This is a genomic window from Grimontia sp. THUN1695, assembly GCF_059704325.2.
This window is the reverse complement of record NZ_AP046577.1, coordinates 1720656-1745037: the sequence shown is the minus strand read 5'-3', so window position 1 is coordinate 1745037 and position 24382 is coordinate 1720656. Positions and strand designations below refer to the sequence as shown.

The window sequence follows — 24382 nt, the reverse complement described above, 5'->3', positions numbered from 1 at the left end:
TGGTTGATTGGGCGTTGGAACCCGAATTTTATAAAGGAATTTAACATGGCAGTTTTACAAATTGGTGCAGGTGGTGTTGGCTGGGTGATTGCGCATAAAGCCGCGCAAAACAACGATGTATTCGGGGATTACACCATTGCATCGCGCACTGTCAGCAAGTGTGAGGCGATCATTGCATCTATCAAAGGCCGCAATAACCAGAAAGATACCCGCTACAAACTGGAAGCCCGTGCGGTCGATGCCGATGATGTGGAAGCGCTGGTGGCAGTGATCAACGATGTGAAGCCAGATTTAGTTATTAATGCCGGACCTCCTTGGGTCAACATGGCCATTATGGAAGCCTGCTACCAAACCAGGACGTCGTATCTGGATACGTCAGTGGCGGTGGATCTGTGTTCTGAAGGGCAACAGGTGCCACAAGCCTATGACTGGCAATGGGCGTATCGCAACAAGTTCGAGGAAGCGGGTATCACCGGTATTCTGGGGGCAGGCTTTGACCCCGGTGTGGTGAGTGTTTTCGCAGCGTACGCCTATAAGCACCTGTTTGATGAAATTGACACTATCGACGTGATGGATGTGAATGCCGGTGATCATGGCAAGAAGTTTGCCACGAATTTTGACCCTGAAACCAACATGCTGGAAATCCAGGGTGATTCTTTCTACTGGGAAAATGGCGAGTGGAAGCAAGTCGGTTGTCATACCCGCATGATGGAGTTTGACTTCCCGCTGGTCGGCAGCCACAAGGTGTATTCCATGGCGCACGATGAAGTGCGTTCGCTGAAAGAGTTTATCCCGGCAAAACGCATCGAATTCTGGATGGGCTTTGGTGATCGCTACCTGAACTATTTCAACTGCATGCGCGATATTGGCCTGCTAAGCCCAGATCCAATCACACTGCAAGACGGCACCGTGGTTGAGCCGCTGAAAGTGTTGAAAGCGCTGCTGCCTGACCCAACCTCTCTGGCGCCGGGTTACACCGGCAAGACCTGCATCGGTACCTGGGTTCAGGGCAAGAAAGATGGCAAACAGCGCAGCGTGTTCGTATACAACAATGCAGATCACGAGGTGGCCTACAAAGACGTGGAGCACCAGGCGATTGCTTACACCACCGGAGTGCCAGCGATCACCGCGGCTCTGCTTTACTTTAAGGGTGAGTGGAATGGTAAGGGCGTGTTTAACATGGAGCAGCTTGATCCAGCTCCGTTCCTGGCGCTGATGCCTTCAATCGGTCTGGATTGGAGCATTGAAGAGCTGGAACCCGGCGAGCCGGTTATCAATATCCTCAAATAAGCACAGCCTTAATGAAGGCCTGCATAACAGTGCCTGTTGTGCAGGCTTTTCTGTAGAGAAAAACCATGAATCCAACAGAATTAAAAACCCCTTATTTTCTGATTGAAGAAGATAAGCTGATTGAAAACCTCGAGAAAGCGAAGCGCCTTAAAGAATTGTCCGGCGTGAAACTGGTGCTGGCACTGAAATGCTTTTCAACCTGGGGCGTGTTCGACATCATCAAACCCTACCTTGATGGCACCACCAGCAGTGGCCCTTTTGAAGTAAAACTGGGCTACGAAACCTTTGGCGGTGAAACCCATGCTTACAGTGTCGGCTACAGCGAAGATGATGTGCGCGACGTTGCTGATATCTGCGACAAAATGATCTTTAACAGCCAATCCCAGCTCACTGCCTATCGCCATCTTGTAGAAGGGAAAGCATCGATTGGCTTGCGCCTGAATCCGGGCGTCAGCTACGCCGGGCAGGATCTGGCGAATCCGGCACGTCGGTTTTCCCGTCTGGGTGTGCATTTCGACCAGATTGATCCCGAGATCTTTGCGACGCTCAATGGCGCCATGTTCCACATGAATTGTGAGAACAAAGATGTCGATGCCTTTATCTGCCTGCTGGATGCAATCTCTGAAAAATTTGGCAGCTACCTCAATCAACTGGAGTGGGTAAGCCTGGGGGGCGGGGTGTTTTTTACCTGGCCGGGCTATGACATTGAAAAACTGGCATCAGCCCTGAAAGCCTTCGGTGAGCGCCATGGTGTGCAACTGTATCTGGAACCGGGGGAAGCCATCATTACCAAGACAACGGATTTGGTCGTGACGGTGGTGGACATTGTCGAAAACGAGGTAAAAACAGCGATTGTAGACAGTGCTACTGAAGCCCATCGTCTGGATACCCTGATCTACAACGAACCGGCCTCAATTGCTGAAGCGAGTGATACCGGTGAACACATATACGTCATTGGCAGTTGTTCTTGCCTGGCTGGCGACCAGTTCTGTGTGGCGAGCTTTGATGAGCCGCTTAAAGTTGGTCAGTGCCTGCACATTATGGACAGTGCTGGTTACACCATGGTGAAGCTGAACTGGTTTAACGGTCTGCGAATGCCGTCTGTGTATTGTCGCCGGCGCAACGGTGAGGTCCAGCTGCTGAATGAATTTGATTATCAGGATTTCAAACGCTCGTTGTCTCTATGGTCTGTAAGCAATGGTCAGTAAAGTAATAAATGGCCAGCGAAGTGATAGGTGAGAGAGCTCAGGCTCCCTTATCCACTGTGGTCTGGTTAGGGGGTCTGATGCCGGTCAGGTAGTGTTGCCTTTCTTCTGGCGTCATTTTTTCTATGGCATAACGCAACATAGTACGCGGCATGTCTTTAACGTGTTGGTCTAAGAATGCCTTTAACTGCGTGGGGCTACGCTTGCCTATTTCCCGCAGCATCCAGCCACACACTTTATGAATTAAATCCTCTTTATCATGCAGCAGTTGTTCAGCCAATTTCAATGTGTCCTCAAACTGGTTGTGCCGAATAAACGTGAAGGTTGCCATCATGGCGATACGCCGCTCCCAAAGGTTGTTTGATTCAGCCAACGTATAGAGAATCGAGCGGTCTTTATCGCGAAGATACCCCCCAACGATGTGATGCGCAGAGCTGTCTACCAAATCCCAGTTGTTCACTAACCTGGTCCGGGAAAGGTAGAAGTCAAAGATCACTTTTTGGAACTCGGCATCTGCTTTTTTAAATTGCTCTGACAAGATCACCAGCGCTAGCAACCGAACTTCATGCCACTCACTTTCCAATAAGATGGAAACAGTTTTTAGCGATGTCGTTTTGTACTTTTTGGCCAACTCTCTTACAACGGGTACACGAATACCGAGAAACTTATCCCCTTCGCCATACTCCCCAGGGCCAGTTTTAAAAAAGCGGGCTGAGTGTCCAGCAATATTATCGTCACCCAGCTGTTTCGCTTCGCCAATGATTTGTTGTGCGTGTTCCATGTATTACCCTACCAGACACAGAATAACGATGGTTTTTTAGAGTCTACTGATGCATTCTACGCCATCCACTTTCGCCAAGAACTCAGGACAATATACAGCCAGGGCATCACGGGGATGGGGCTGATAACATTACGTCAGGCTCAACCCACCATCAATCACCAGCGTGTGGCCGACAATATATTTTGCCTTGTCAGAGCTTAGCCAGAAGATTGCGTCGGCGATCTCTTGAGCTTCAGCAAACCGTTGACAGGGTACCTGGCTTTCCACAGTCTGGCGCAGTGAAGCGCCCATTTCTGTTTGCTTTTGTTCCCAACGGGGTGTCCAAGTGACGCCCGGCGCGACACCGTTAACGCGAATGCCTCTGCGGATGGCCTCAATAGCCACTGAGCGGGTGAGGCCCTCCAATCCGTGTTTGGTGCCTGAATACATGGCGGCATTCGGGGTGGGGCGAATACCATTCACTGAACTGACATTAATAATCGACGCTCCTTCTTGCATGAGTGGCAGTTCGTAGCGAAGGCAAAGGGCAGGCACCCAATAATCGCTGATCATGGTGCTGTAAAGCGCGTCGATGGGCAGGCCAGCGTAGTCACCACGTGATTCTAGCAAGGGAGAGGCATTGTTAACGGCGATATCCAAATGGCCGTAATTTTCTCGGATGTATCCGAAAAAACGATCCACCTGATGTACGTCTTTCAAATCCAGCGGGAGGTAATCGACCGCCGAGAGTTGCGGAAACCTTGCCAGCGCCTGATTCCATTTATCTTCGTTTCGGGAGCAGGTGATCACTTTGTAGCCTGCCTGATGGAAAGAAAGTACGACCTCAAGGCCAATACCACTGCTGCCGCCGGTGACGAGAACTATTTTCATGTGTGCTCCGGTTCTGCGTGGGTGTTGCCTGGTTAGCGGTGCTTGAAGATGTCGTCCACCATGATGCGTTGTGTTGTGCGGACATGACGTTGCTCTTCGTGCTCGTCATTGAATTGTTGCTCGCCAAGCATGATCAGAATGTCAAAGAAATACCGTACGCTACCTCTTTGATTATTCATTGTTTTAAGCATAGCATCGCAAAAAACATCTGGCGCGGAATGGGTCAATTCGGACGCAATTTTACCGATTTGCTGGCAACAATAGACTGTCCGGGTTCGGTCTGCGGTATGGGCATAGCTGATGCATAACGACCATGGTTCGCTGCGCAGCGCATCCCAGATCCCGTTGGCGACCTCCAACCTGGTGTCCAGGGGAGTATTGGCCAGCGCCCGAAGATAAAACCGGTGCTTTTTCCGTTTCATTTTCTTCATTACCCGCTCTGAGGTGACATAGGACTTGGTCAGCATGGGCATGGTGATCAGATAGATCAGCAGCGTGGCCGCCAGTGTGGCGATAAAGAAAATGTCGTCGGTTAAGCCAAAGTAATAACAGGAAAGGGTTGTAATGGTCGCAAACAGCATAAATGCACCGGAGATAAGCAGACGTGCATACCATTTTGCTGTAGAGACATAGCTCGGTGCCTGTTGTTTGATGGACGAAAACGACACCCCTTTGAAGGTAAGTTCCGGGTGTTCAGGGATAGGGAATTGTTCTTGGCGCATGACAATCCTCCATCAGCCAATTCAATATAATTAACACCTTACTGTCTTTGGTGATAAATGCGTGACTTTAAGTTAAAAAGTGAGAAGAGATACTACGAAAAACCGCTGGTTTAACTTATTCAGGTTTAACACTTTTCTTGCGCAGTGCATCCAGTTTCGTTGCCGCTTTGTGTAGCACAGTGTCAGATTTAAACCGCCCTTTGCTGTCAGGCTTACCAGCTACCAGCCCGGTAAAGAGCTCAACCGCTTCGTTCACGTGGTCAATCGCATAAATGTGGAACTTGCCTTTTTCCACCGCATGGATGACATCTTTTCGCAACATCAGGTTATGCACATTGGCACGGGGGATAATCACTCCCTGACTCGATTTTGGCCCCTTGATGGTGCAGACATCGAAAAAGCCTTCAATTTTCTCGTTCACACCGCCAATGGGCTGCGCCTGACCAAACTGGTTCATGGATCCGGTAATCGCTAAATCCTGACGCAGCGACACACCGGAAATGGCGGAAATAATGGCGCAGAATTCAGCCATAGACGCGCTGTCGCCGTCCACGCCGCCATAGGACTGTTCAAAGGTAATTCTGGTTGTCAGCGGAATTTTGGCCTGTTTGCCCAGCAGCGAAGAAAGATATGCGGTCAGTATCATCACCCCTTTGGAGTGAATACTGCCGCCGAGCTCAACGCTGCGCTCAATATCCAGCACGTCACCGTCGCCAAACGCCGTGGTTGCTGTAATTCGGTTTGGCGCACCAAAACTGAAATCATTGGTGGCCAGCACTGAAAGCGCGTTGACCTGACCCACGGCTTTGCCTTTGGTGTCAATCAAGGTCGTGCCAGTAGTAAAGCCTTCCATGACATGGTCTCGAAGGCGGCTGACCCGCATATCACGGCTTGCCAGTGCTTTTTCTACGTGAGAAGCCCTTATGATATTGGCGTTACTGACTTTGGCCTGATAGTTGGATTCACGCAGCAGGTTGGCTATGTCTGCCGAGTGCAGGGACAACTTGTCCTGATCGCCTGCCTGACGGCTGCTGTGTTCAATGATGCGGCCAATCGCACCCGGATCGCAGTGCAGCAGGTTGTTGTCATGACAGATACTGGAGATAAATTTAGCGTACTTCATCTCGCTGTCATCGTTGCGTGGCATGTCATCTTCAAAGTCTGCAGTAACGCGGAATAGTTCACTGAATTCAGCGTCATAGTGTTGCAACAGCTTATAGGTTTGATAGTCACCAAACAGGATGATTTTGACATCCAGAGGAATAGGCTCCGGCTCAAGTGAGATTGTGCCACTGAGTGTGACCTCGCGCTCCAGTGAGCTGAGGCTTGCTTTGCGGGAGCTGAGCGCACGTTTCAGGCCATCCCACACGTAGGGACGCTCCAGCACTTTCACTGCGTCAATCAACAACACCCCGCCATTTGCACGGTGGATACTGCCGGGGCGGATCAATGAGAAATCGGTAAAAACCGTGCCTTTATAGGTGGCATTTTCCACATAGCCGAAAATGTTGTGGTAGGTCGGGCTGTCTTCCACCACCACGGGCGGCACATTTTTGTCCTGGCTGACTAATACATTGACCTGATAACGCCGGGGCAGCTTTTTGTCGAGTGCGGCATAGGCGAGGGCAGCCTGTTCTTCGCTTTCTTGCAGGAAGATATCAAGATTTTCGAGAATATCGGCCTGCATTTCTTTGAGGTATTTCTTCACTTGGGGCAGATCAGAATAGGCATTTACCAGCTTATCCATATGGTGGGAAATGGCCTCGTTGGCAATTTCCTCGTCCAGTTTCTGCTGTTTCTCGGCATAGGTTTCTTCCCATTCTGTCAGCTTACGGACCAGCCCACGTAACTGGATTTCCAGATCGCGTATCGCGGCATCGAATTGCTGCTGCTCTCTGGTGGAGAGTGCATCGAACGTATCTTCGGTATGGGGCTCTTCACCGTTCAGGGCAATAAATTGGTAGTCGCCGGACGTGGTAATCGACAGACTGACACTTTGCTGTTTGGCTTCCTGGCTCAATTGTGCCAGCGCCCCCTCCTGCATTTCGGCCAGACGGTTTTTCAATGCATCTGCACGGGAATAGTACATTTCATTGTCGAAAGCGAGTTGCAGCGATTTACCGAGACGTCCCATCAGCTTTTCGATGTCTTTTTTCAGTTTAAGGCCAGTACCAGCGGGGAGTTGCAGCACCTTGGGAACACGGGAGTCCTGGAAATTGGCAACATAACACCAGTCGAAAACAGGGTGGGTATACTGCCAGTGACGGTTGAGGTAGCGCATGACCATGGTGCGCTTGCCAAGACCATTCTGGCCGACGGCATAGATATTGTACCCCTTTTCCTTGATAGACATGGCAAACTCAACGGCCTGACGGGCACGATCCTGACCGACGATTTCATCAAGTGGCTCAAGGTGTTTGGTAGAGGAAACGTTAAGTTTGCTCAGTTGTGAAGTGCGATAGAGCTTGTCACTGGTTAAAGGCAAATGTGGCATTACGCTCTCCTTACACTGTATGGCTCAATAGATCCTAGTGTAGCGCTGATAACTTACTGATTTTGAGATAAAGAATCGGGGAGATGTTGGCAATGTGGGCTGGCGCACTTTATTTATGGGAGTGTAGTGAACAAGTGCGCAAAAAATAAACAATATGCCGGGGTTTTTGTTTACAGGGATTCAGTGTGCTGTCCAGCCACCGTCAATAGCAATTGCTTGGGCTGTGATGTTCTTCGCCGCAGGAGAAGCAAGGAAAAGCGCCGTTTCCGCAAGCTCACTGAGAGCGATAAAGGCTTTTTTCGGCATTGGTTTGAGCATGATGGTGTTGATCACCTCTTGTTCAGAAATACCGTGGTTCTCGGCCTGGGCCCTGATTTGGTTTTCTACCAAAGGGGTTTTGACATAGGAAGGGCAAAGGGTGTTGATGGTGATATCATGCCCAGCACTTTCCAGCGCAATGGTTTTCGCAAAACCCAGCAGACCATGTTTGGCAGAGACATAGGCCGATTTATACGGCGAGGCGACCAGACTGTGGATGGAGCCGACATTGATAATACGTCCAAAGTTACGCGCGTACATAGTGGGCAGAAACGCTTTGGTTAACATGGCGGGGCCGCACAGCAAGATATCAATGATCAGGCGCCATTTGTCTTCGGGAAACTGTTCAAGCGCAGAGACAAACTGGATGCCGGCATTGTTTATCAATATGTCGACAGGGGCATCAACACGGGAGGGGGCAGAGGCCAGTTGCCCCGAATCGGTGACATCCAGTTCGAGCCCTTTTATGTCAACATCAAACTGGTTTTTGAGGGTATTAACGGCATTTTCCAACGCTTCGCTGTTGATGTCGGAAAGCGTGACCTTATACCCCGACTGGGCGAAGCCCTTCGCCATGCCAAACCCAATCCCACTTGCTCCACCTGTCACAAATACATGTTTTGCCGACATTTACGCTTTCCTTGTTCGTTGGTTGTATTCCCAGCGTTAAGCGTAGACAAGGTTGTGGCAATTTGTCTTCGTGCGTAAATCCAGCTTAGGGCTTAGCAGGCCTGAGTTTGTTGAATAAGTCCATAAAGCTAACGAGGACGAGGCCTGCAATCAAGCCAATCAGTCCATTGAGCAGCGTGGGAACCAGTGCGGAGATCACCGCGCCAATGCTGGGGATTAGGGCTGTTTCCTGAACGGCATCGGTGATGAGTTCCGATAACACATGCACCCCGTGGGTGAGTATACCGCCGCCGACCAAAAACATGGCGATAGTGCCAACAATGGAGAGCCCTTTCATCAGGTATGGCGCAAAAGAGAGTAACCCCCGGCCAATGGCTTGTTTAACACGGCCTGCTTTCTGGCTCAGGTACAGACCGGCATCATCAATCTTGACGATGACCGCCACCAGACCATATACGCCGATGGTCATCAGGAAGGCGATGCCAAACAGGGTAAACACCTGGGTCAGGAAACTGCTTTCAGAGACCACGCCAAGGGTGATGACGATGATTTCAGCAGAGAGAATAAAATCGGTCCGGATAGCGCCTTTGATTTTTTGCGCCTCATATTCGGCGGCGTCCAGTGTGACGGCATTGAAGTCCTCATCGGGCTTTTCAGCAGGCTGGCCGTCTTTTTTATGGAAGAAGGTGTGCAGCACTTTCTCTGCCCCTTCGTAGCAAAGAAACAGACCGCCGAGCATCAGGAGTGGCGTAATCAGCCAGGGGGCCACTGCACTGATGGCCAGCGCACCAGGTACCAGTATCAGCTTATTAATAAAGGAACCTTTTGCGACTGACCACACCACAGGCAGTTCGCGGTCTGCGTTTACCCCGGTGACCTTTTCGGCATTTAACGCCAAATCATCACCGAGCACGCCGGCGGTTTTCTTTGCGGCGATTTTGCTCATCACGGATACGTCATCGAGAATAGTCGCAATATCGTCAAGCAGGGTTAATAAACTTGCGCCAGCCATGGTTACTGTTCTCCCAATAATAAACAAAAGCAATAAACAGAGGCGGATAACCGCCCCTGATCCCCGGTAATGCGTGCTTTATAGCAACCCATCGATAGCCGTTAACAGTGTGTCGATATCTGACTTTGTCACATCTTTGTGGGTCACGAACCGCATGGCTTTGTGCGAGGGTGACACCAAAATGCCTTGTTCTTTCAACGCGGTTGCGATGGCATGGATATTAATGTGTGGTGCGACATCGGCATAAACAATGTTGGTTTGAACCGGATAGATAAAGGTGTTGAACCCTGGGACTGTTCCGAGATTTTCAGACAGATAGCGTGCGTTGTCGTGATCATCTTTGAGACGTTCTACATTTTCAGTGAGGGCAATCAAGCCTGCCGCTGCCAGAATACCGGCCTGCCGCATACCGCCACCCACCATTTTACGCAGGCGCCGCGCACGCTGGATGTAGTCAGCATCGCCCAATAGCAGGGAACCGACGGGCGCGCCCAGACCTTTCGACAGGCAGATAGTCATCGAATCAAAGTGTTGGCTGATTTCTTTGATGTCGACGTCCAGTGCGACAGCGGCGTTATAGACCCGAGCACCATCAAGGTGGAGTTTCAATTGGTGGGTATCCACAAACTCGCGGGCCTTGGCCAGATACGCCAGTGGCAGCACTTTTCCGCCAATGGTATTTTCCAGGCTGAGTAGCTTGGTTCGGGCAAAATGTACATCATCAGGTTTGACGGCGGCCGTCAGTTTTTCAAAGCACAGTGTGCCGTCTTTATTGTTTTCAATGGGCTGTGGCTGGACTGACCCCAGTACCGCTGCGCCGCCAGCTTCGTATTTATAGTTATGTGCCTGTTGGCCGCACAAATATTCGTCACCACGGTCGCAATGTGCCAGAATACCCAGCAAGTTTGCTTGGGTGCCTGATGAGGTAAATAGTGCTGCGTCGAATCCGTGGCGCTCAGCAGCCCATTGTTCCAGTTCATTGACCGTTGGGTCGTCGCCATAGACATCATCCCCTACGGGGGCAGTCGCCATGGCTTCGCGCATTTTCTGGTCAGGTTGTGTCACGGTGTCTGAGCGGAAATCAATCATTCTTATCTGTCCTGATTACGTCTATGATCGCATGGGTGAACCTAAGAGGTTACTCTTCATTGGCGAAAAAGTAATAACAAAACATCATCAATCATTACGTCGTCTATAACTCGAGTACAGTTTGGCCGACAGTAAAATAGGGGTTTCCATGGAATGGTCTTGGCTTTTTATCTCCCTTGCTTGTCTGGTGACAGGGTTTTCCAAATTTTCAATTGGCGGGCTGGGTCTCATCATCCTGCCACTGATGATGCTCGCCTTCCCTGGGCCTGAGGCACTGGGTGTGATTGTGCCACTTTATTTGCTGACCGATGTTATTGCGGTGTTGACTTATCGCAAGAACATCAATTGGCCGGTGCTGTTCAGGCTGATCCCGTTTGGTGCTGTTGGCGTGGCGCTGGGCACAGTGGTATTGGGCAGTATTGATGCCAGTACCTTTATGACGGTGCTTGGCGTATTGATTTTGGGTTTGCTTGGCTTGTCTATCTGGCTTGATTACCGCCCACTTCCTATTTTTACCAACCGGTATGCCGCCAGTGTGGCCGGTATGCTTTGCGGGTTTGTCGGTGTGCTTGCAAATGCCGCGGGCCCGTTGATGGGGTTGTTTCTCCTTGAACAGAAAATGGACAAATCTGCCTACGTGGCAACACGTGTCTGGGCGTTTATGACACTCAATATGATGAAGCTGGTAGGGCTGGTCAGTCTGGGGCTGGTGAATGCAGAAACCTTGCAGGGGAGTGCCGTAGGATTACCGGCGTTGTTTGTGGGGATGTTTATTGGTTACAAGGTGTTTGCCCGTATTTCTGCTGATCAACTGAAAGTGATTGTACGCGGTGCGATTTCATTGAGCGCGGCACATATGCTGTTCTTTAAATCCAACTGATCCTGGCGTTTAGATGTCGAAACCGCAGTAATTGCCGCGGTTTCTCTTTGGGGAATCAGCTCTTCAGCAACTGCCAGTAATGGTTGTAGATACTGACGGCTTCGCCCACATCGTTGGTGAATTCGCCTTTTTCAACCTCTTGAACCTCTTGGTCAGACGGGAAAATTACGTTGTTGTCTGTGTATTCCGCTGACAGTTTTTCTTTCGCGCGTTTGCTTGGTGCTGGATAACCCAGTTCTTCTACCATCGCCGCCTGGTTTTCAGGGCGATACAAGAAATCGATGAATTTATGGGCCAAATCCACTTTTTCGGCGCCTTTGGGAATAATAAAGTTGTCCATCCACAGGATAGAGCCTTCTTCCGGGTAAACAAACTGGATGTTGTCCATTTCAGCCTGCGCCAGATAGGCATTCCCGTTCCACTGCTGGCCAATACCAACTTCGCCGGTAACGAAAGGAACGTGCGGTGCGTCTGAGTTATATACCACGACATTCGGGCGCAATGCTTTCAGCATCTCATAGGCTTCTTTGATTTCTGCTTCGTTGGTGGTGTTAATGCTGTAACCCTTGGCTTTCAGTGCCATCCCGAAGACATCACGCACGTCGTCCAGCAACATGATATGGCCCGCGAATTCAGGCTTCCACAGATCGGCCCATTTGGTGACCTTGCTGCCGTCAACGATATCGCCGTTGTAACTGATCGCCGTCACACCCCATACATAGGGCAGGGAATAGTTGTTGTTTTTATCGAAGGGCTGGCCCATTAGACCAGGAATAATGTCCTTAACATGCGGGATCTTCGATTTATCGATTTTCGCCAGCATGCCTTCGTTGCTCATTCGCTGGATAAAGTAGGTCGACGCAAACGCCAGATCATACCCTTTACCATCAAGCAACTTCAGCTTGGTATACATGGATTCATTGTTTTCAAACGTTGAATAGTTAACTGTGACACCGTACTCCTTTTCAAACGCCTGAATCACGCCCATTGGCATGTACTCAGCCCAGTTGTAGATGTTCAGTACTTCATTGTTTGCGGAAACGTTGAAAGAAACTGTTGCGGTAAGTGCGATGCTTGCCGCTTTCACCCCTTTAAGATATTGGTTCATTCGTTTTTATCCTTAAGTGGCATACCCAAACTACCTTAAGGCGCAAGCCGCGATTTCTGTCGGGGCGGAAATTTATGAAAACAGCCCGGTGATCAAGCTGGAGAAAGGCGCAGACTTCAATACGGTGAAAACCGCAAAAGGCAGCGTAAAAGCCAAGCAGATACTACTGGCATGCAACGCTTACCTTGATGGCTTGCACAGCAAAGCGCAATCAAAAGTCTTGCCTGTGGCTTCGTATATCGCGGTGACCGAGCCGCTTGGTGATCGCCAGCCAATCAGTAATAAGATGGCGATGTCTGATTTGAACAACTGTCTGGATTATTACCGCCCGACGGCGGATGGGCGCATCCTGTTTGGTGGGGTGAATCATCCGTTCAACGGTGAATACCCGGACAGCAAGGAGCGCCTTCGCCAGCGCATGCTGAAAGTGTTTCCACAACTGTCAGACGTGAAAATGGAATACCACTGGGGTGGCCTGTTTGCCGTTACCCGAAGCTACATGCCCGAAATCTCGCATTTGGGCAACGATATCTACACTGCGCATGGTTACACTGGTCATGGCGTTGGTTTAACCAACATTGCTGGCCGTGTTGTGGCAGAAGCGATGGCAGGACAGGCGGGGCGTTTTGATGTGTTCTCCCGCATTCAACATGGCTGGATTCCGACGCCGAAAGTGCTACGAAAACCTGCACTGGCGCTGGCGATCTGGAAAGCCAAAATCGAAGATGCGCTCGCCAGATAATTGCCCATCCAATCACGATGAGATTTTTAAATTCTTTCCATTAATTCTGTGATTTGAAGCGGCGCACAGACAAGGGGTAGAGTCACTGCCCCTTGTATAAAAAGGTGCTGATAATGAACACAGAAACGCTTATAGACGCACTTCATACCCAGGGTTGGTACGTGTGGGATGACTTCCTAAGCGCAGAAGAAGTCAAACAACTTCGCGAAGCGATTCCTGAAAACATGAAACCTGCTGGCATTGGACGACATCAGCAGCACCACACCAACACACAAATACGTAGTGACAAAATTTCCTGGCTGGAACGCGGCAAACATCCTGCCTCGGATGACTTTCTTTCTCGAATGGAAGTGATAAAGAATGATGTTAACCGCCACTTCTTTTTAGGGTTGTTCGAATATGAAGCACACTTTGCACGGTATGACATCGGTGATTTTTATCAAAAGCACCTTGATACGTTCGGTGGTCGCTCCAACCGTCGTTTGACCACGGTCATGTACCTGAATGATGACTGGGCCGATGAAGATGGTGGTGAGATTGTGATTTACGACAGTAACGACAATCACCTGACTACACTCTGGCCAAAGGCCGGAAGACTGCTGGTTTTCCTGTCGGAAGAGTTTCCGCACGAGGTGCTGCCGACCAACCGGGAGCGTTACAGTATTGCTGGTTGGTTCCGTGTCAACGGTATGCGTGATAACCGGGTTGACCCTGCTAACTAAGCCTGCCTTAATGTCGTTTTGCCTCGTTGTGATACGTGTTGGGGCAAAACGATATGTTTCATCATGTTCCCTTTCATCAAGGAGGATTGTGTGCGTCAGGGCGATCTTTTTCAGGAAACCGGTTGGATAGACCTGCCCGGCGCGACGTTGTTTTGGGCGCCTGATTTTTTCCCACCCTCGCAAGCTGAATCTATCTTCCAGCAATTGCACCGGTCTTTGCCCTGGCAGCAGCTCCCCATCAAAATGTACGGTCGTGACGTCCTTCAACCCCGTTTGCAGGCATGGTTTGGTCATGCGTATACCTATTCTGGTTTGCAGTTGAAGGCTGCACCGATGCCTCCTGCGCTTGTTGCGTTAAAATCCCGGTGCGAACAGGTGGCCGGTATTGAGTACAACTCGGTATTAGCAAATCTTTACCGAGACGGCGCGGATTACATGGGATGGCATCAGGACAATGAAGATGAGTTAGGTCAGGAACCCAGTATTGCTTCACTCAGTTTTGGTGAAACACGGCGCTTTGTCTTACGTCATTTAGATACGGGAGAAAAGCGGGAATTTGAATTAGGATCCGGTTCTCTGCTGATTATGGCAGGTAAAACCCAGATTTCTTGGCAACATGCTGTGCCTAAAACTGCAAAATCAAGGGGAGCGAGAATCAACCTTACTTTTCGGAATATTAAATTCTCAGCGAGATCCTGACCAAATAAGGCTAAATATGGTCGATTTATGTCGGCTTTGCCGTGATTTTGAGCGAATGAACTTTTTTTTCAAAAATAGTGTTGACTAGATCACGCGAATCCGTAGAATGCGCACCGTACCACGACGTAAGGTAACTTACTGAAGTGGAGGAAACAAAGGCGCGTTGGCAGAGTGGCTATGCAGCGGATTGCAAATCCGTGGACCTCGGTTCGACTCCGGGACGCGCCTCCATGATGCGAATCTGGCGCAGTTGGTGACAACCTTATCAAGATTGAGGTCACACCTAAGCATTAGAACATCGGGTTGCATCATGTGTCGTTTTAAATGCTTGTTAACGTTTTGAACGGTAACAAGAAAGTCGACACCGTACTTTAAACGGTGAATCGGACGCGGGATGGAGCAGTCTGGTAGCTCGTCGGGCTCATAACCCGAAGGTCGTTGGTTCAAATCCGGCTCCCGCAACCACTTTTAATTATTCGGTAATGCCGGGTAATGTGCGACACTAGCTCAGCTGGTAGAGCGCAACCTTGCCAAGGTTGAGGTCACGAGTTCGAACCTCGTGTGTCGCTCCAAATACTTGTTGACGACTTGTTCGGTAACAAAAAAGTCGACATCGTACTTTAAACGATGAATCGGACGCGGGATGGAGCAGTCTGGTAGCTCGTCGGGCTCATAACCCGAAGGTCGTTGGTTCAAATCCGGCTCCCGCAACCACTTTTAAAAGCCTAGTCTTCGGACTGGGCTTTTTCGTTTTTCACATCCGCACTTTGATTGCACTGATATCGACATCCTACGAGATCGTTCTTCACAATACCCTGCAGGATACTGTTTCTCCCTCCAAGTTGCACAATCGAGCATTCGTCTTATTCTTAATAAATATTGAATGACAAGAAAACCATCAAGGGGTGAAGACCCCTTTTGCGGGAGTATGGTTATGCCAGAAAGACTATACCGTCTTATCACGAGAAGTGACTTCGACGGACTTGTGTGTGCGGTACTGTTAAAGCACATTGACTTGATTGATGACATCAAGTTTGTGCATCCAAAAGATATGCAAGACGGGGTGATTGAAATTACCGAATACGACATCACCACTAATTTGCCCTATACCCCGAATGCACACCTGTGTATTGACCATCATGCCTCTGAAATGATCCGAAATCAGGCGCTGAATACCAACCACATTATCGATCCGGATGCTCCCTCCGCTGCGCGTGTGGTTTGGAAACACTTTGGCGGTAAAAACACCTTCCCAAGTGACTGGGATGAGATGCTGGAAGAGGTCGATAAAGGAGATTCGGCACAATACACCAAAGACGAAGTGCTGTATCCCACAGGGTGGTGTCTGCTGAACTTTATTATGGACTCTCGGACCGGTCTTGGCCGTTTCAAGAACTTCCGGATCTCTAATTATGATCTCATGATGGATTTAATCGATTACTGCAAAGATAAATCTATTGATGAAATCATGGCGCTGCCGGATATCAAAGAACGTGTTGACCTTTATTTCAGCCATCACGAAAAATTTCAGGAGCAAATCCGGCGTTGCGCGTCAGTATGTGGGAACCTCGTGCTGCTGGATCTTCGCCGGGAAGAGACAATATGGGCAGGTAACCGCTTTGAAATCTACGCACTTTATCCGCAGTGCAACATTTCTATCCATGTACTGTGGGGATTCCAAAAGCAAAATACCGTCTTTGCATGCGGTAAGTCGATCTTTGATAAATCTTCCCAAACTAACATTGGTGAGCTCATGTTGAAATATGGCGGCGGTGGTCACGAAAATGCAGGCACCTGTCAGGTTCCTAATGAGATGGCTGCCCGGGTAGAAGACGAACTTATCGTCAAAATTAATCAGGACGGTTAATCTACCTCAGGCTTTTTGGGGAAAAGAGGGAGCTTTTCGAAAGACGCCTTTCCATCCGTTGTGGATGAAGTTACGGATCTGTGACGTTGCCAAACTCTGTTCAAAAAAGGAAAAGCCGGGGTGTAAACGTTATAAGGTTCGAACATATTCTTTGGGCGAAAGTCCAAACACTTCTTTAAAGCGGCGAGAAAAACGTGCTTCTGATTGATAACCACATGCCAGCGCCACATCGAGTTGGGAGCGGGATTTTTGCATCAGTGACAGCGCATAGGTCATGCGTGTATGAGTCAGTATATGACGGAATGATGTGTCTTCAGCTGCAAGCTTACGCTTTAGCGTTGCTGGACTCATCGAAAAATGAGCCGCCACGACCTCAATGTGATGTGTATCACCGGGGTTAGCGCTGAGATAGCGGGCAAGTTTTTCCTTCATTGAAGTCTCTGCGCCGGGAAATAGCAGATGCAGAGCATTTACTGCTTGTAGCTCGGCGTAAAACCCCAGTAAAAACTGTCTTTGAGCGGCTTCTGACAGTGATTTTCCCGCCATGTCATATAAGGTCTCAAAGCAATAAGCCAGTTGCGGGGTCACTGCTAACCTTGGTTCCTCGATGACTGACATTGGTCGGCTTTCTGCTAACCATTCACGCGGCGGTGGTTCCAGGAAAGTTAATGTGTGCGAACAGAAATCCGTTTGAGCTGGTTCATTAACGAATGTAAGGGAATGACTGGCTGGAATCACCAGCCAATCTTGGGATGAATATTGATATGAGCGATCGTGCCACCAAAGTTGTTTAAAACCGCGGCGGACCCAGATAATTGTCGGAGCGTAAACCGACACATTACGCAGTGGCTGTTTGGCAATACCACGAAACAGGCCTGTACGCACTAACGCTCTCGTCATAGAGTTTCCTTATTCGCTGACATAGGTTGCGGTCAGTGTTGCTTTATCCAACGCCGTGGCATTTAGCATGTAACCAATCAGTGCATTGGATGGATTCTCGGGTAAGGCCAGTTTTTCCGTAGGCATTGCCCATACTGTAAATTGATAGCGGTGCATACCGTGTCCTTTGGGTGGGCAAGCCCCGCCGTATCCAATGGCACCATAATCATTTTCCATTTCGCGCGCCTGTTTTAATTTGCCGGAGGCGCCCTGTGGCACATAGGTTGTAGCAGCAGGAATATCCAGAGCGACCCAGTGCCACCAACCGCTGCCTGTTGGTGCATCGGGATCATAGGCGGTGATCGCATAACTTTTGGTCCCTTCGGGGGCATCTTTCCAGCTGAGTTGTGGTGACAGATTATTACCGGTACAACCAAAGCCCTGAAATGCAAAGGTGCCAGCCATGCGTGAACCTTCCTGAATATCGTGACTTGTCAGGGTCAATGCTTGGCTGTTAAATGCAGCCGCAGCGAGAAATGGAATGAAAACAGTAAATTTCATTTTGGTTCTCCTCTTCTTTAAAGTGAGCACCATCATATCGATCGCCAATAGGGGTGAATTTACCAAAAAGCTCATAATAACACTAAAACACTTATAAATTGAGCTTTGTGGATTTATAATTGAGTATGAGCTGGACCAAGCCCGGTGACAAACGCGCTACCTTGCTGCACTAAAATGCCTGGCCTTGTCTGTGGTGGTGTGAAATGCTCCCTGAGGGAACCGTCATCAGTTAGTTGTTCTGATGCGATATGTCAGCCTGTCCTTCAATAACTCCCCGGATAGTAAACGTTCTTCATCTATCTTCTTGATCTTAAAGAAAGTGAAAAGTCAGTGCCAATTGGTACGTGATTCGATATGACTTTTTTTTGATTTTTTTTCACATGAAATTTTCGTCATCTTAGAGGAGTATTGTTTACGTTTCTGGGCATGCTCTGTTTGTTTTTCTGATCATGTCCCTTAGATATTTATCGCCAATAGAGGACGAATATGTTTAAACAGTCTTTAGATCCAGTGTACGTAACGATGAGCCCTGTAAAAGCTGAGGGCAATTATGTCGAAATGGACGACATGCCACCGCCGCTACCAGCAAAGAGAGTTAGGAATGTGTCACCGGTGATCCCTCCTCTTAACCCGCAGATACTGGCTATTCCAGAAGATGAAAGACAGGGTTTATATAAGTTGTTGAATTCTTGTTCTCTCTATCTTAAAGAAAATGGGTGTTACGAATCGACGGTATCTCAGACTCCAAAATTTCCTGTTTCATAACTCGCCTAAAATCAGGGCTGTTGATCTTTTGCAAAACAACCTTGAAACGTCAACAGGCCTTAATCAAGCAGCTGGATATTTTCAGGCCTGACCCATCTGGCTTTTCTGATGTTGGTGTAGCTTCTCAGTTGGCGGAGGTTATCTCTTGTTACTGGCGTTTGTGAAAAAAGCCGTTTAGTGGCATTGTCGGCGGGAAACACTAACGCGGCTGAAACATTATAGCCGGGGAAGGCGGGATCAATTCAGCCCGGCCTGCTGCAAACGTGGCCAGTTCCTCTCTGGGGAATGGTGTTCGTAATGCCCGTGTTGCGGCCGCTGGATAGGCGGGATCCAGACAGTTTGTGTCGATTGCCGGCTTCCTTGTGGTGAGGCGTGAATTTCCGGTGTGTTGCGCCAGGTCCGCCTTGCCTCATCTTGTGTGGCTTCCTGCTGGGTATAGCGAAAGACCAGCAAGGTACCCATTTGTCGGTGCTCACTCCGGTAGGTTTCCAGTGATGCCCACCAATGCTTCTTCTACGCGCTGCTGCTGAATGTAATCATTGATTTCATTGAGGATAAAGTTAGCGCCCATAAATGCAATGGTGATCCCTGCGCCGATGGCTTCACCGCGCGCCGAAGGTCCACCCACATTCAGGCCCGACATGTTTGGCGTTCCGATGGCGGCCGTGGTTCCATCCCCGGCCGGCGCCCTTCTGGCTGGTGGGGCGCGATACAGTGGGGCATACCTGACCAGCCTGACTCGTGGCATATCCGTGCGTTGCGATCCCATTGCGGCGGTGCGTGGTCGCACTGTTCGTGTGCCACGTTGTGCCTGGCGTTCTGGCAACAGGACTTCCAATCCCACACCTAACTCTCTTGCCGTCGTTCGTAGTGTTTGCATGCAGTTTGCGCTTCCTGGTCCACAGGGGACCTGATCAAGAACGACCACTAATCTGCCGCCCTGAATATCGGCACCATGTGGTATGGCCTGTCTCAGTGCCGATGTTGCGCCCTGTTCAGCGTGTGGTGCACGGTATTGGGGGTGTTCACCGTAACTGAGCGCTACCTGATTGCCCTGAGCATCTATGAGCTGCATGGAGGCAAAGACGGTTGAACCGGCAGGTCTCGATGCCCGGGGAACGTGAGCAGGTCTCCCTGTGGTCGCCGGGCCGACTCCCCGGCCAACACCGGCTGGGTCTTCAATTACCTGACCTCTCCCTGGGCTGAAATGCCATGCCCGCTGGTCGGTAATGATGCGAAACATTTCCTGGGGAGTGAGGGGTGTTCTGGTTGGGCCTGACCCACTTCCTCCGCTGCTTACCAGCGTCATGGTTGCAATCTGCGGTGTAGAGGCTGGCGTCGAAGCACTGGAAGCGGGCAGGCGGGGAGGTTGGGCAGGCGGAGGCTGGGGCGGCGTGGGTGGCTCTGTACTCAGCTCACGGCTTTGCCGTTCATACTCCATCATCTCAAGGTATTAACGCAAATGATGGTGTTCTTCTGAATTGGTTTCCTGACTGTTCAGCCATTCCAGCAGCAATTCGATTTGAGTGTTGAGTTCGGCCGTTGTCATGGTTTCTACGTTTTGCCGGGAACGCAAAGAGGCAGGTAATGCCGATACTCTTCCCTGACGTTGCTGAACAACATGGGCCAGTTCATGGGCGATGAGTGATTGCCCTGCGCGGGTATGGGGAGAATATTCTCCGCGACCAAAAGCGATATGGTTGCCTATGGTAAATGCCCGTGCGTTCAGGGTTTGAGATGCGGTGTGGGCTGCCGGGGAGTTGTGAATTGTTACCTGTGAAAATGGCTGGTGAAAGTATCGGCACATTGCTGACTGTAAAGAGAACGGTAATGGCGCACCCTGTCCTGATAAGTAATTGGGCGTAGGCAACCGGCGCCGGTCTGACTTTGGTGTCGATGGGGTTTCCTGACCGGTTTTTTCTGTCACGTGATGGTGGAACAATTCACCGGCTGTTTTTGCTTCAGCTTCCCCTGTTTTTTTACGGGTAAATTGCGTGGAAAGGCTAAAAGAAGAGAGCTGTGTTTGGGGGGAAAACCGCTGAACCGGTGAATGTGAGTCTACACCGCTTGTTCCCGAAGCCTGAACCTTGTTTTGAGATTTCGTTTTTACGGTTGTTTTTTGTGCTGCGTACATGGGAAGATCTTTGATCCGGGCGTTACCTCAATGTTTAAACGTAGGCCCGTTGTGTTTATTTCGCCGTATTGGATCTGATAATCCGAAGCACACGTTTTTTCTTCCGGTTGGCGTGAAAAAGCAGAGCAGCGTAATGCTGCCCTGTGTTTTTGTTATCCTACGTCCGGACGCGGTGTTTGCGGGCCAGACGGTGGGAGGTTGGGTACGGTAATCTGAGGCATTTCGCCACTCAGGGATTTCAGGAATTCGACCACTTTATTGGCTTCTGCATCTGTCATTTTAGAGTTAAGCTGAACGTCAGCCTTGATTTTCACTGCGTCTTTCAGATCCCATACAGAGCCATCGTGAAAATACGGGTAAGTGCGCTCAATCTTGTATGGCTCATGCTTTACGTGCGGTGCTGCAAGGCGGAATTTAAGAGGAAAAACACCCAATCGATTTTCACCTCTTTTAAGATGAAAATCTGACTGTGGCTACAAACTGATAGCCATTATCTTCAGTGCTGAATGCCCAATGCATCCGTTCGCAGATACGCTGCACGATAACCAGGCCACAACCGTATCCTGCATTATAGGTTTCATGGCCGTTATGCCGGTTGGTGATAGTAAGGGTGTGCGTGGACAGAGAAATGTCGATATCACCAATGCTATAGCTGAACGCATTTTTGATCAGGTTGTTGATGATGATTGAGATAAAGCTTGAAGGAGCATGAACGGTGGCAGGAGCAGAGATAGAAAGCTGATAGTTGGTCCCTTGTTTGGCGAAAAGTGGTGCCATTTCTGTCAACTGTTGGGTGAGCGAATCATTCAGGCGTTGGGTTGAAAAATGGTGATCTTCAATGTGTGCTTTGCCAAGCAGTAAAAACGCTTCTGTTAACACACGCATTTGAGTGCTGGCTGCTTGTAGCCGTATTACCGCCTTTTGGGCAACAGAAGGCAGTGTGGGTATTTGAGCCAGTAAATCTGTTGAACCTTGTATCACCATAATAGGCGTGCGTAATTCGTGTGATGCAAACCGACTAAATTCCTTTTCTCGTTGAAAATACGCCGAGATATCATTTTTTGAATCGAGCAGGGCCTGCTCAATCAATCGTGTCTCTTCGTATGCTGTGTCTACACCAAAAACGGGTTCATTCGGAGGCATCTGCATAATTTTTTGTTTTATTCGGGTTAAAGGGCGTGCCAGTGAATACACCACATAACTGCCATAAAGGGCCATCAATAAAGACGAAACCGCCCCGATCAGTAGCGTATTGGTGTGTAGGCTTGATTCATACTCATCCAAATAGTCGTCAGCATCATCCTGAAAAACGATATACATCAGATCGTGGCCAGATGGGTGAGGGGCAACAAGAAAGTGTTTATCTTCTGTGCCAAGCACATGCTCGAAAAAGCCGGGTGTTTGATATGCTTTCAACCAATCGGGTGCGGATTGTTGACTCAAGTATGTTGAAAATTCAGACGGGTTTGGCAGCGCGGCGGCGTCTCCGACTTTCAAGTATTCTGTTCGATACTGTTTGGCTTCTGTATCCAGCCAGTGATGAAGGCTTATTACTTCCATCTGGTTTTGTGCCTGATAGATAACCATGCCGAAAACGGTGAAAGTGATAATGATGAAAAAGCCAAAACTTAAGAGTATCTTCCAATAAATACTTGGGTAATGTTTAGGCTTTGAGTCGATAACCTTGTCCATGAATGGTCTCTAAACGTGATTGTTCAAAACCGCGATCCAGTGCGTTGCGAAGTCCATAAATGTGACTGCGTAGTGCGTCACTGGGTGGGGAATCCTCTCCCCATACCGATTCTATCAAGAGTTGTTTACTGACAATCCCCGGTGCATGGCGTAACAACACCTTAAGTATTTTCAGCTGAATCCGGCTGACTTTGATCGGTTTATTGTCCCGTGTGACTTCTTCAGTTTGGTTGTCGAGACAAATATCGGCGAAGGTGAGTTTTCCCACATCTTTTCTGGGGCCCCGATTCGCCAGAGCGTGTAACCGCAGGCAAAGCTCTTCCATGCTAAAGGGCTTTAATAAGTAGTCATCACCACCGGCGTTGAATGCAGCAACCTTGTCCTCAATGCGATCTTTGGCTGTGAGAAACAGGATCGGAGTTTGGCAAAGGATCTCTTCACGTAGCTTTTTTACCGCAGATATGCCATCGGTCTTGGGCATCATGATATCCATAATAATGACATCATATTCATTCTCTTGAGCCAGACGAACCGCGGCTTCCCCATGATATGCATGATCAGTCACCATGCCCTGAAGCTCAAGATAGTCCGAGATGGTTTCAGCAACATGATGACTGTCATCGACAACGAGAATTTTCATTGTACCACTGCCTTTCTTTACGAACGCTTCACGTTTGGCTCTCTATGATACAGGAAATGAATTTGGATATTGTCAATCAGAGGGCTCATAAGTGAAAAAGTTAGCAATGATTTCAGTCGTTAGTTTAACCCTGACAGCATGTGGCGGGGGCTCAGGCGGCGATCAACCTGTTAACGCAACCGTTAATCCGGCCGCAGTGCAAGGAACAGTCGATGCTGTATCCGGCAACACAATTACAGTGAATGGTTATACCTACCCTGTGGCGAATGTGAGTTATGCTGGGCAAGATGTTGTACTTGCTGATGTTAAACCTAACATGTTGGTCTCTGTCTCCAGTGCGAACAATTTGGGACGCGCCGCAGGTGATGTGCAGGTTACGTTGGAACCCACGATTACTGGTGTTATCAGTAATATCGACAGAACCAAGGGAACATTTACTGTTAACGGCGTGGATCTGACATTTTCTTCACTTCCTGCACATATTCAGGATGGTGATTGGGTGATGGTCTCCGCATTGCCAACAGCGACTGGCAGTTATCAAGTCCTTTCAGTGGTGGAGTTTGAAGACTCTTCTTTACACGGATTCTATGAAGTGGAAGGCGTGGTATCGAACCTTGATGCGAACAACCGGACATTTACCCTGGGGGCCTCCTTGAACGTGGATTACGCAAATGCCTTCATTGAAAATGGTGCAATGCTATCGAATGGACTGTGGGTGGAAGTGACAGGTGAATTTACCGCTTCAACACTGAATGCCACAGAAGTCGAAGTAGCCGACTATGATGACATCAACGATGGCACCGAAGTTGAAGGACTGGTGACCTGGGTAGCGAACGATCAGTCTTCGTTTGAACTCAATTACCGTGGTCGCTTTATTGTTAATAATGGCACACGTTTTGAGGATGGCTTTAAAGGCTTATTAAAACAGGGAGCCCGCGTGGAAGTGACATCACGTCGTTCGGGTGGCAGCAACATTGCGACAGAGGTTGAGTTTGAAAATGATCGCTATGACAACGATTGGGCTGAAAACGATCGTGACATAGAAGGGGTTGTTCAAAGCACTGATGTCAACACGCAAAGCTTTGTGGTAGGTGGTGTTACCGTATATACAAACCACAATACACGCTATGAAGATGGCTTATCGTTTGACGCACTTAATGGAAAGCGTATCGAAGTCGAGGCTTATGTCGTTAATGGTGACTATATCGCCAGTGAGATTGGCGTAGAAGATGGCGACGACTAATATCTAATATATCTAGGCGTTTAAAACCCGTTTTAAACC

At 49.3% G+C, this 24382-nt stretch carries 23 protein-coding genes, 4 tRNA genes and 1 pseudogene; 12 read left to right on the top strand and 16 right to left on the bottom strand.

The annotated features are described in order from the left end of the window. Window positions 1–45: 45 nt before the first annotated feature. Together AC6IB1_RS11445 and nspC are read left to right on the top strand one after the other, a co-directional pair. Window positions 46–1290 carry a carboxynorspermidine synthase gene (locus AC6IB1_RS11445; RefSeq protein WP_497566775.1) on the top strand — a complete coding sequence of 415 codons (1245 nt, stop codon included), beginning with the start codon at window positions 46–48 and terminating at the stop codon, window positions 1288–1290. Between the two features lie 65 nt (window positions 1291–1355). After that, a complete protein-coding gene (gene nspC / locus AC6IB1_RS11440) occupies window positions 1356–2498 on the top strand; it encodes a carboxynorspermidine decarboxylase (RefSeq protein ID WP_497566774.1) in 1143 nt (380 codons plus the stop codon). 37 nt (window positions 2499–2535) lie between these two features. Here the strand turns inward: nspC and AC6IB1_RS11435 are convergent, their stop codons facing one another. From AC6IB1_RS11435 to ltaE, 7 genes are all read right to left on the bottom strand, one after another. After that, the gene (locus AC6IB1_RS11435) at window positions 2536–3276 is read right to left on the bottom strand and encodes a DNA alkylation repair protein (RefSeq protein ID WP_497566773.1); all 741 of its coding nucleotides are present in this window, start codon (window positions 3274–3276) and stop codon (window positions 2536–2538) included. A 129-nt stretch (window positions 3277–3405) separates the two neighbouring features. Further along, window positions 3406–4146 carry an SDR family NAD(P)-dependent oxidoreductase gene (locus AC6IB1_RS11430; RefSeq protein ID WP_497566772.1) on the bottom strand — a complete coding sequence of 247 codons (741 nt, stop codon included), beginning with the start codon at window positions 4144–4146 and terminating at the stop codon, window positions 3406–3408. A 32-nt stretch (window positions 4147–4178) separates the two neighbouring features. Further along, window positions 4179–4868: a hypothetical protein gene (locus AC6IB1_RS11425; RefSeq protein ID WP_497566771.1), complete on the bottom strand. Its 690-nt coding sequence runs from the start codon at window positions 4866–4868 to the stop codon at window positions 4179–4181. Window positions 4869–4983: 115 nt separating this feature from the next. Continuing rightward, window positions 4984–7362: a Lon protease family protein gene (locus tag AC6IB1_RS11420; RefSeq protein WP_497566770.1), complete on the bottom strand. Its 2379-nt coding sequence runs from the start codon at window positions 7360–7362 to the stop codon at window positions 4984–4986. A 180-nt stretch (window positions 7363–7542) separates the two neighbouring features. Then, window positions 7543–8310, bottom strand: a complete 768-nt coding sequence (locus tag AC6IB1_RS11415) for a 3-hydroxybutyrate dehydrogenase (RefSeq protein ID WP_497566769.1) — start codon at window positions 8308–8310, stop codon at window positions 7543–7545. 85 nt (window positions 8311–8395) lie between these two features. After that, window positions 8396–9322: a DUF808 domain-containing protein gene (locus AC6IB1_RS11410; protein ID WP_497566768.1), complete on the bottom strand. Its 927-nt coding sequence runs from the start codon at window positions 9320–9322 to the stop codon at window positions 8396–8398. Between the two features lie 78 nt (window positions 9323–9400). Further along, the gene (gene ltaE, locus AC6IB1_RS11405) at window positions 9401–10411 is read right to left on the bottom strand and encodes a low-specificity L-threonine aldolase (RefSeq protein WP_497566767.1); all 1011 of its coding nucleotides are present in this window, start codon (window positions 10409–10411) and stop codon (window positions 9401–9403) included. A gap of 148 nt (window positions 10412–10559) precedes the next feature. On the opposite strand from ltaE, the gene AC6IB1_RS11400 reads away from it, so the two are divergent. Further along, window positions 10560–11291 carry a sulfite exporter TauE/SafE family protein gene (locus tag AC6IB1_RS11400; protein ID WP_497566766.1) on the top strand — a complete coding sequence of 244 codons (732 nt, stop codon included), beginning with the start codon at window positions 10560–10562 and terminating at the stop codon, window positions 11289–11291. Window positions 11292–11346: 55 nt separating this feature from the next. Here AC6IB1_RS11400 and AC6IB1_RS11395 read toward each other — a convergent pair whose 3' ends face one another. Next, complete coding sequence (locus tag AC6IB1_RS11395) at window positions 11347–12399, bottom strand: ABC transporter substrate-binding protein (RefSeq protein ID WP_497566765.1); 1053 nt, start codon at window positions 12397–12399, stop codon at window positions 11347–11349. A 40-nt stretch (window positions 12400–12439) separates the two neighbouring features. Between AC6IB1_RS11395 and AC6IB1_RS11390 the strand changes: the two are divergent. From AC6IB1_RS11390 to AC6IB1_RS11355, 8 genes and pseudogenes are all read left to right on the top strand, one after another. Beyond that, window positions 12440–13141 (top strand): annotated as a pseudogene (locus tag AC6IB1_RS11390) (NAD(P)/FAD-dependent oxidoreductase); the annotation flags it as partial. A 113-nt stretch (window positions 13142–13254) separates the two neighbouring features. Continuing rightward, window positions 13255–13863 (top strand): 2OG-Fe(II) oxygenase, encoded by a 609-nt coding sequence (locus AC6IB1_RS11385; RefSeq protein ID WP_497566764.1) that lies wholly within the window; start codon window positions 13255–13257, stop codon window positions 13861–13863. Between the two features lie 90 nt (window positions 13864–13953). Continuing rightward, window positions 13954–14562, top strand: coding sequence for an alpha-ketoglutarate-dependent dioxygenase AlkB family protein (locus AC6IB1_RS11380; protein WP_497566763.1), 609 nt, complete (start codon window positions 13954–13956; stop codon window positions 14560–14562). Between the two features lie 157 nt (window positions 14563–14719). After that, a tRNA-Cys gene (locus tag AC6IB1_RS11375) sits at window positions 14720–14793 on the top strand. Between the two features lie 157 nt (window positions 14794–14950). Further along, window positions 14951–15027: transfer RNA gene (locus AC6IB1_RS11370), tRNA-Met, on the top strand. 31 nt (window positions 15028–15058) lie between these two features. Continuing rightward, window positions 15059–15134 (top strand) — tRNA-Gly (locus AC6IB1_RS11365). 65 nt (window positions 15135–15199) lie between these two features. Beyond that, window positions 15200–15276 (top strand) — tRNA-Met (locus AC6IB1_RS11360). A 220-nt stretch (window positions 15277–15496) separates the two neighbouring features. Then, the gene (locus tag AC6IB1_RS11355; RefSeq protein WP_497566762.1) at window positions 15497–16429 is read left to right on the top strand and encodes a DHH family phosphoesterase; all 933 of its coding nucleotides are present in this window, start codon (window positions 15497–15499) and stop codon (window positions 16427–16429) included. Window positions 16430–16558: 129 nt separating this feature from the next. Here AC6IB1_RS11355 and AC6IB1_RS11350 read toward each other — a convergent pair whose 3' ends face one another. From AC6IB1_RS11350 to AC6IB1_RS11315, 8 genes are all read right to left on the bottom strand, one after another. Further along, entirely contained in the window at window positions 16559–17329 is a 771-nt protein-coding gene (locus tag AC6IB1_RS11350; protein WP_497566761.1) for a helix-turn-helix transcriptional regulator, read from the bottom strand. A gap of 9 nt (window positions 17330–17338) precedes the next feature. Then, complete coding sequence (locus tag AC6IB1_RS11345) at window positions 17339–17869, bottom strand: YbhB/YbcL family Raf kinase inhibitor-like protein (protein WP_497566760.1); 531 nt, start codon at window positions 17867–17869, stop codon at window positions 17339–17341. 1002 nt (window positions 17870–18871) lie between these two features. Continuing rightward, window positions 18872–19096: a hypothetical protein gene (locus AC6IB1_RS11340; RefSeq protein WP_497566759.1), complete on the bottom strand. Its 225-nt coding sequence runs from the start codon at window positions 19094–19096 to the stop codon at window positions 18872–18874. Between the two features lie 10 nt (window positions 19097–19106). Further along, on the bottom strand, window positions 19107–20078 hold the full coding sequence (locus tag AC6IB1_RS11335) for a hypothetical protein (RefSeq protein ID WP_497566758.1): 972 nt from the start codon (window positions 20076–20078) through the stop codon (window positions 19107–19109). Window positions 20079–20087: 9 nt separating this feature from the next. Then, the gene (locus AC6IB1_RS11330; protein ID WP_497566757.1) at window positions 20088–20768 is read right to left on the bottom strand and encodes an eCIS core domain-containing protein; all 681 of its coding nucleotides are present in this window, start codon (window positions 20766–20768) and stop codon (window positions 20088–20090) included. A gap of 152 nt (window positions 20769–20920) precedes the next feature. After that, on the bottom strand, window positions 20921–21202 hold the full coding sequence (locus AC6IB1_RS11325) for a cytochrome-c peroxidase (RefSeq protein ID WP_503692967.1): 282 nt from the start codon (window positions 21200–21202) through the stop codon (window positions 20921–20923). A gap of 16 nt (window positions 21203–21218) precedes the next feature. Then, window positions 21219–22460, bottom strand: coding sequence for a sensor histidine kinase (locus tag AC6IB1_RS11320; RefSeq protein WP_497566756.1), 1242 nt, complete (start codon window positions 22458–22460; stop codon window positions 21219–21221). Next, on the bottom strand, window positions 22432–23100 hold the full coding sequence (locus tag AC6IB1_RS11315) for a response regulator transcription factor (protein WP_497566755.1): 669 nt from the start codon (window positions 23098–23100) through the stop codon (window positions 22432–22434). The genes AC6IB1_RS11320 and AC6IB1_RS11315 overlap by 29 nt, the downstream gene beginning before the upstream one ends. Window positions 23101–23191: 91 nt before the next feature. On the opposite strand from AC6IB1_RS11315, the gene AC6IB1_RS11310 reads away from it, so the two are divergent. Then, complete coding sequence (locus AC6IB1_RS11310; protein WP_497566754.1) at window positions 23192–24343, top strand: DUF5666 domain-containing protein; 1152 nt, start codon at window positions 23192–23194, stop codon at window positions 24341–24343. Window positions 24344–24382 lie beyond the last annotated feature (39 nt).

Bases quoted from the DNA above. Each gene is read 5' to 3' on its own strand.
- AC6IB1_RS11395 (WP_497566765.1), bottom strand. From the start codon at position 12,399: ATGAACCAATATCTTAAAGGGGTGAAAGCGGCAAGCATCGCACTTACC.
- AC6IB1_RS11335 (WP_497566758.1), bottom strand. From the start codon at position 20,078: ATGATGGAGTATGAACGGCAAAGCCGTGAGCTGAGTACAGAGCCACCC.
- AC6IB1_RS11330 (WP_497566757.1), bottom strand. From the start codon at position 20,768: ATGTACGCAGCACAAAAAACAACCGTAAAAACGAAATCTCAAAACAAG.
- AC6IB1_RS11350 (WP_497566761.1), bottom strand. From the start codon at position 17,329: ATGACGAGAGCGTTAGTGCGTACAGGCCTGTTTCGTGGTATTGCCAAA.
- ltaE (WP_497566767.1), bottom strand. From the start codon at position 10,411: ATGATTGATTTCCGCTCAGACACCGTGACACAACCTGACCAGAAAATG.
- AC6IB1_RS11315 (WP_497566755.1), bottom strand. From the start codon at position 23,100: ATGAAAATTCTCGTTGTCGATGACAGTCATCATGTTGCTGAAACCATC.
- AC6IB1_RS11400 (WP_497566766.1), top strand. From the start codon at position 10,560: ATGGAATGGTCTTGGCTTTTTATCTCCCTTGCTTGTCTGGTGACAGGG.
- AC6IB1_RS11345 (WP_497566760.1), bottom strand. From the start codon at position 17,869: ATGAAATTTACTGTTTTCATTCCATTTCTCGCTGCGGCTGCATTTAAC.
- AC6IB1_RS11425 (WP_497566771.1), bottom strand. From the start codon at position 4,868: ATGCGCCAAGAACAATTCCCTATCCCTGAACACCCGGAACTTACCTTC.
- AC6IB1_RS11355 (WP_497566762.1), top strand. From the start codon at position 15,497: ATGCCAGAAAGACTATACCGTCTTATCACGAGAAGTGACTTCGACGGA.
- AC6IB1_RS11320 (WP_497566756.1), bottom strand. From the start codon at position 22,460: ATGGACAAGGTTATCGACTCAAAGCCTAAACATTACCCAAGTATTTAT.
- AC6IB1_RS11410 (WP_497566768.1), bottom strand. From the start codon at position 9,322: ATGGCTGGCGCAAGTTTATTAACCCTGCTTGACGATATTGCGACTATT.
- AC6IB1_RS11340 (WP_497566759.1), bottom strand. From the start codon at position 19,096: ATGGGTACCTTGCTGGTCTTTCGCTATACCCAGCAGGAAGCCACACAA.
- AC6IB1_RS11435 (WP_497566773.1), bottom strand. From the start codon at position 3,276: ATGGAACACGCACAACAAATCATTGGCGAAGCGAAACAGCTGGGTGAC.
- AC6IB1_RS11415 (WP_497566769.1), bottom strand. From the start codon at position 8,310: ATGTCGGCAAAACATGTATTTGTGACAGGTGGAGCAAGTGGGATTGGG.
- AC6IB1_RS11430 (WP_497566772.1), bottom strand. From the start codon at position 4,146: ATGAAAATAGTTCTCGTCACCGGCGGCAGCAGTGGTATTGGCCTTGAG.
- AC6IB1_RS11445 (WP_497566775.1), top strand. From the start codon at position 46: ATGGCAGTTTTACAAATTGGTGCAGGTGGTGTTGGCTGGGTGATTGCG.
- nspC (WP_497566774.1), top strand. From the start codon at position 1,356: ATGAATCCAACAGAATTAAAAACCCCTTATTTTCTGATTGAAGAAGAT.
- AC6IB1_RS11420 (WP_497566770.1), bottom strand. From the start codon at position 7,362: ATGCCACATTTGCCTTTAACCAGTGACAAGCTCTATCGCACTTCACAA.
- AC6IB1_RS11385 (WP_497566764.1), top strand. From the start codon at position 13,255: ATGAACACAGAAACGCTTATAGACGCACTTCATACCCAGGGTTGGTAC.